Source organism: Synechococcus sp. R6-10, from assembly GCF_047461815.1.
Lineage (GTDB): Bacteria > Cyanobacteriota > Cyanobacteriia > Thermostichales > Thermostichaceae > Thermostichus.
On record NZ_JANSHW010000023.1, the window covers coordinates 1 to 5,352 of the forward strand.

Sequence of the window (5,352 nt, forward strand, 5' to 3'; positions counted from 1 at the left end):
TTACGTGATCGAGCTGCTCTGGGATGCCTGTAGCGGCTTGCTGGAATCCCTGGTTCCCGGGATCCAATGCCCGCCGTTGCCCCCCCGTGCTTGAGAGATTATTCGTCAGATCTGTATTCTTGATGAAACTTGACAGAATTCTTGATGAAACTTGACAGATAAGTCTGGACAACGGGATCCCTTTTGGCTAACTTTGTGGGCGGGATCAGAGTAGCTCCTGAACAGCTTTGGAAAGTTGGTTTTCTTGCGGTTTGGCCTTATAGCTGTATAGATTCGAGGGTTGTCTCTGACACCAAAGAGACGCTGGAGACAAGTGAGTTGACATTCGCAAATATCAAAAAAATATGTGGGAGGGTCACGATGGATGAGCTTTTACCAGGGCTGATTGCCGTTGCCCTTTACGCCTTCTTTAGCTACACCTTAATGGTGATTGGAGAGAAGCTAAACGTGCCGAATGCTTGGTTAGCTTGGATCCCGATTGCTAACATCTGGGTGATGTGTCGAGCTGCTGGTAAACCCGGCTGGTGGGTGATCCTCTTCTTCATTCCCCTAGTCAACTTGATCTTCGGTATCTGGGTGATCTTTGCCATTCCACCCCGCCTGAATAAATCCCGCTGGCTGGGTCTGCTGGTTTTCCTGCCTGTTTTGGGAGCTTTGCTCTACTCAGGCATTCTGGCCTTCACTTGAATTAGCCAGCCTTGCCTTGATACAAACTAAACAATCGAAAAAGTCTACCACTTGAGCAAGTTAAAGCTCTCCATATCGATAGTGGCGCGGTTGCGGTAGATCCCCAGCACGATGGCCAAGCCCACTGCGGCCTCGGCAGCCGCCACAGTGATGACAAACACCGAGAACACCTGGCCGCGAATCATCGCTGAATCGACAAAGTTGGAGAAAGCCATGAAGTTCAGGTTCACCGCATTGAGCATCAGCTCAATCGACATCAGGACGCGAATCGCATTGCGGCTCACAATCAATCCGTAAATACCAATGCAGAAAAGAATCGCTGCCACCACCAAGAAAAACTGCAGTTGCAACATCGCGATGAGCTCCATGTAGATACACAATGACAGGGGCCTCGGGAAAGCTCTAGGTTTTATGGCCGAGAGCAGTCAGCTTTAGCGGGTGCTCACCAGCTCTGCCGGTCGTTCTGACTCTGATTCCAGCTGGGGTCGGGCCCGCTCCAGCAAGCTCAGATCCCCTTCTCCAGCTTGGGGAATGACAAACTCTCGACGCGCCAGCACAATAGCACCGATCAGAGCCATCAACAGCAGGACAGAGGCCAGCTCGAAAGGCAACAGATACTCCCTGAAGAAATGCCCACCCATCACCAAAACACTGCTCATGGGTTGGATTGGCTCTAACTGCCAGGGGGTATTCAGGGCCATCGCCGTCAGAAGGGCAAACAACCCCAAGCACACGACTGCCGTCACTCCGTTGCGCAGCCAGCCCAGCTTCAGGGGGGCAAAGGTGTAGCGCCGATTCACCAACATGATGGCAAACAGGATCAACACATTAACCGCGCCGACGTAGATCAGAACTTGGGCTGCGGCCACAAAATCGGCATTCAACAGGAGATACAACCCGGCCATACTCAAGAAAACGCCCCCAAGCAGAAAACCGGAATAGACAATGCTGGGGGCCCAAACCACGCCTAGCGCGAAGCCAATGGCCATCGCCGATAGCACCACAAACGTAACCAGTTGTACGCCTTCTCCGAGGGTCATGAGAGATCCGTCCTTAGCCAGTTTCTATTGCTGCTCCCTTACCACTGTACTGTCCTGGCGGATTTAAGAGAAGCCCGACTCCTTTTTCAGATCGATAGAGAAATCTCTAGAGTTGGGTCTCACCAACTGCCGCCCGCTCCGCCACCTCCGCTGCTACCGCCACCGAAGTCTGAATCTCCACCTGAATCTCCACCGAAGTCTGAATCTGTGTCTGTGTCGCTGAGCTCGGGGATGACCACCTCTCGCTCGCTGCGGTACCCGCAGATAGGACAGCTCAGGATTTCCAGCTTCAAGCCGCTAGAGGAATAGGTGGCTTCCCTGAGAACCTGTGTGGTGAGGTCGAGGGTGAGGGCTTGGCACCGAGGGCAGTAAAGGTGTCGGGAGAGCGTGCCTTCGCGCACAACCACAGCTATTCCTTGACAGGTAGGACAAAACCAGCCGTAGTAGCGAGCTCTGCCGCGGCTCCTGGCCAGGCGATGCTCTTGGGGAAGGTACTTATCCAGAAGCTGGGGCTGGATGAGTCGCATGGGTCGACCACAGGCTTGACAGACCACTGGCTGAAAAGGGATCCCACGCTTCCGGCCCAAGGTGCCGTCAGTGGCCATAGCAGCCACAACCGGCAGAGCGAACCCCAGCCAGTTGCCGCTGGACAATCCTAGGAACACGCCAAGGCAGAGGGATCCCGAATAGAGGAAGAGACGAATGGGGTCGCTCTGAACCGAAGAGAGCACAGCACCTGTTCTTGGATCTCTGCGTGTCAGGGAGAGGACTTGTCTTCCCCCTCGCTCAGCCCTTAGAGAGACGGGCATGCGAGAGCGCTGCCACCCCAGTCCCAAAATGATGATCCCCAGCAGCAGCAGGATCCCTTCCACCAGGGAAGAATCAATGCCCTGGGCCACTGCCCCAGAAGAAGTTGCAATCGTTGAGGTGGTAACTCCAGAAGCTGCCGCAGGAACATTTGCAACGGGCTGGCCCTGCAACACCGAGGTCAACTGCCGCACCCCCGCCAGAGTGCCGCCATCAAAATCCCCATTGCGAAACCGAGGCAGGATCTGCTGGTCGATAATCTGCTGGACTCGGCTGTCGGGGAGGATAGCGACCAGGCCCCTGCCCGTTTCGATTTCCACCCGCCGATCCCCTACCGAGATGAGAAACAAAACCCCGTTGTTTTGGCCTGCCTTGCCGATCCCCCAGTAGTTAAATAGCTGCGTGGTGAAGTCTTTTGGTGTTGCATATCCCTGAGTATTCGGCACGGTAACCACTGCCATCTCGGCACTGGTGCGCTGCTCAAGCTGAGTGATAAGACGGTTGAGCTCGTTTTCGGTGCTGCTGCTGAGGATGTTGGCGGTATCGGAAACCCACCCTCCATACTGACGGCGGGGGTTGGGCACTTGTTCAAGGGTAATGGCCCAAGCGGGCTGCGGCAGCAGGGATACAACTAGCAAAACTGCCGCCCAAACTTTCGGCATGGCTTACCTGGCTGAGCGCTGCCTAGGTTCTAGCACAGCTGTCTCGGCTAGACTGGCAGTCCTTTTCCCAGGGAGAGAGGGGAGTTGGGGAACGGTTGAGACAAGCCGCTTCTTGTTGCTAGTAATTGTTAACAGCAACCGGCCCTCAGTCCGGCCAAGGGAGCCAGGCTTCTTCTTGCCATTCCACTTCAAAGCACTCCCGGGCGGCCTGGAGAAAATGTTCGATCAAAGCAGGGATCCCTGGCGCCGTGGGGCAAATGTCGTAGATACCAATCACCTGCGAGCCGGGCAGATACCGTTCCCACAGCTCTAGATTGGGTTGCAATAGGAGGGATCCCTGTTGCAGGATCCCCCAAGGTTGCCACAGTTGGGCGTTGCCCATCAGCTTTTTGCCCTGCCAGCTCAAGTCAGCACGGGTACGGGAGGCAAAGCAACTGGTCTTGTTGCGGTAGCCGGGATCCCGGTGGCTTCGGCCGTGAGCAAAAGCGGGCTCATCTATGGCAATGCCCAGCTCCGCCAACCCCTGCACCCAAAAGCGGCAACAGAAGTCGTACACCCAGGCCCGCTGCAAACTGGGCAACCTGGCTTGCAAGTAAGAAAGGGGCAACACCAAGCTGTAGGTCAGCTCTGCTGCATCCTCAGCCGCCTGATGGAGCACCGCCCTTCCCCCCGTGGGTCGGCGCACAATCGGGATCCCTGGCAGGGGATCTGGCCAAACCTGGTGTCGTCCCAGCGAGAGGGTGAGCCGATCCCAGCCGTAGAAGCGCAAGCAGGGCTGAGGATCCCGACGAAGCCTGTGCAAAAGCCGGAAGTCCTGCTCCATTTGCCAGGCCCCAGAGGCCACGCGGTAGGGGAGCCAGTATCCCTGGGATCCCATCCTGGCAAAGCCAGACCTTAAACTTTGGGGAACTCCGCCTGGAGGGGCTCATCATATTCATCGGCCAAGCTGGCCACAATGGTGATGGCCCGGGAAATTTCGCCCGCTGTGATCCCTTCCAAGGTGCGGTAGTGGTTCAGCACCACCTGGTTGTTCCAAATGCAAAAACGCGCTTCTAGGGTATCGCTCCAATTCTTCTCCAGGAGCTTCTGCATCAACTTGGCGGGTTCTGCCACCGGCAGAGAGAGAACAGGAGACCATACCAAAAGGGTGTCTTCTGGGGATTCGCCGCTCAAATGGACGAACACTTCTGCCGTGCCGTAGGTGAACTTCCAGGTGTGTCCCTGCTCATGGTTTTCGTAGGCCGCATCCTCTTTGAGGCTGGAAACCACCGCCGAGACAACCTCAACGCAGCGAAGGGGCTCTGGAAAAACCTCTGGCGAAGGGTTAAAGGTGCTCATGAGCGGCTCACTGTAGACCATGGTCTTCCCCCTATTCCCTATCCAACCACCTCAACTATACCGCTATACCGCCTAAGACTCCGACCTATCCGGTCATCGCTTTGGGATCCTCAACTCAGGCGAGAATGAAACCGTTGGCAATGGTTCACTAAGTGGCCGGACAGGTGAGGGCAAGCGATCCCCCCCGCCAACTGGAGAGAGAGCCTGTTCAAAAGTCTTTCGAAGAACCTGAGGGAAGCTCTATGGAATCTCCATCTCATCTCCCCCAGAAAGCCATTGGTATTCTTGGAGCCCTGCCCGAGGAAGTGGCCATGCTCACCGCAGCAATGGAAACCTGCTCCATCCATACCCATCTGGGGCGACAGTTCCACCAGGGATCCCTGGCGGGGCAACCGGTGGTGGTGGTACAAGGTGGGGTGGGCAAGGTGCGGGCGGCAACCACAGCGGCTTTGTTGGTGGCCCATTTCCCTTTGCAGGGGATCATTTTTACCGGTGTGGCCGGGGCCTTGGCCGATCACCTGCACATGGGAGATGTGGTGCTGGCCCATGCGGCGATTGAGCACGACTTCGGCACCGGACGACCCGAGGGCTTTGTCTTGGGGATCGACTTTATCCCAGAGCTGCGCCACCCACTGGCCGAGGCCGATAGCGCCCTCTACGACCTGATTGTGGCCCATCCCGAGCGGATCCCTCTCCACCCCCTACAAGGCCGGGATCCCGTCATTCATCAAGGCTTGGTGGCCACCGGCGATGTGTTTGTGGCCGACGCAGACCTACGCCGACAAATCCGAGAACGCACCGGCGCTTTGGTTGTGGAG

7 protein-coding genes are annotated in these 5,352 nt (G+C 56.6%); 2 read left to right on the forward strand and 5 right to left on the reverse strand.

Going from position 1 to position 5,352, the window contains the following annotated elements; genetic code table 11:
- Positions 1 to 360 precede the first annotated feature (360 nt).
- Complete coding sequence (locus NW837_RS00675; RefSeq protein ID WP_011432901.1) at positions 361 to 687, forward strand: DUF5684 domain-containing protein; 327 nt, start codon at positions 361 to 363, stop codon at positions 685 to 687.
- A gap of 44 nt (positions 688 to 731) precedes the next feature.
- Here NW837_RS00675 and nuoK read toward each other — a convergent pair whose 3' ends face one another.
- The 5 genes from nuoK to NW837_RS00700 form a co-directional block, all read right to left on the reverse strand.
- Entirely contained in the window at positions 732 to 1,037 is a 306-nt protein-coding gene (gene nuoK / locus NW837_RS00680; RefSeq protein ID WP_414328814.1) for an NADH-quinone oxidoreductase subunit NuoK, read from the reverse strand.
- 81 nt (positions 1,038 to 1,118) lie between these two features.
- Complete coding sequence (locus NW837_RS00685) at positions 1,119 to 1,727, reverse strand: NADH-quinone oxidoreductase subunit J (RefSeq protein ID WP_414328806.1); 609 nt, start codon at positions 1,725 to 1,727, stop codon at positions 1,119 to 1,121.
- A 119-nt stretch (positions 1,728 to 1,846) separates the two neighbouring features.
- The gene (locus tag NW837_RS00690; protein ID WP_414328807.1) at positions 1,847 to 3,196 is read right to left on the reverse strand and encodes a TPM domain-containing protein; all 1,350 of its coding nucleotides are present in this window, start codon (positions 3,194 to 3,196) and stop codon (positions 1,847 to 1,849) included.
- A gap of 145 nt (positions 3,197 to 3,341) precedes the next feature.
- Positions 3,342 to 4,073, reverse strand: a complete 732-nt coding sequence (locus tag NW837_RS00695) for a lipoyl protein ligase domain-containing protein (protein WP_414328808.1) — start codon at positions 4,071 to 4,073, stop codon at positions 3,342 to 3,344.
- Between the two features lie 17 nt (positions 4,074 to 4,090).
- Positions 4,091 to 4,555, reverse strand: a complete 465-nt coding sequence (locus tag NW837_RS00700; RefSeq protein WP_414328810.1) for a YbjN domain-containing protein — start codon at positions 4,553 to 4,555, stop codon at positions 4,091 to 4,093.
- A 221-nt stretch (positions 4,556 to 4,776) separates the two neighbouring features.
- Between NW837_RS00700 and NW837_RS00705 the strand changes: the two genes are divergently transcribed.
- Positions 4,777 to 5,352, forward strand: a 576-nt coding sequence (locus tag NW837_RS00705) for a 5'-methylthioadenosine/S-adenosylhomocysteine nucleosidase (protein WP_414328812.1), incomplete at its 3' end; no start/stop codon positions are given.

Bases quoted from the DNA above. Each gene is read 5' to 3' on its own strand.
- NW837_RS00675 (WP_011432901.1), top strand. From the start codon at position 361: ATGGATGAGCTTTTACCAGGGCTGATTGCCGTTGCCCTTTACGCCTTC.
- NW837_RS00685 (WP_414328806.1), bottom strand. From the start codon at position 1,727: ATGACCCTCGGAGAAGGCGTACAACTGGTTACGTTTGTGGTGCTATCG.
- NW837_RS00690 (WP_414328807.1), bottom strand. From the start codon at position 3,196: ATGCCGAAAGTTTGGGCGGCAGTTTTGCTAGTTGTATCCCTGCTGCCG.
- NW837_RS00695 (WP_414328808.1), bottom strand. From the start codon at position 4,073: ATGGGATCCCAGGGATACTGGCTCCCCTACCGCGTGGCCTCTGGGGCC.
- NW837_RS00700 (WP_414328810.1), bottom strand. From the start codon at position 4,555: ATGGTCTACAGTGAGCCGCTCATGAGCACCTTTAACCCTTCGCCAGAG.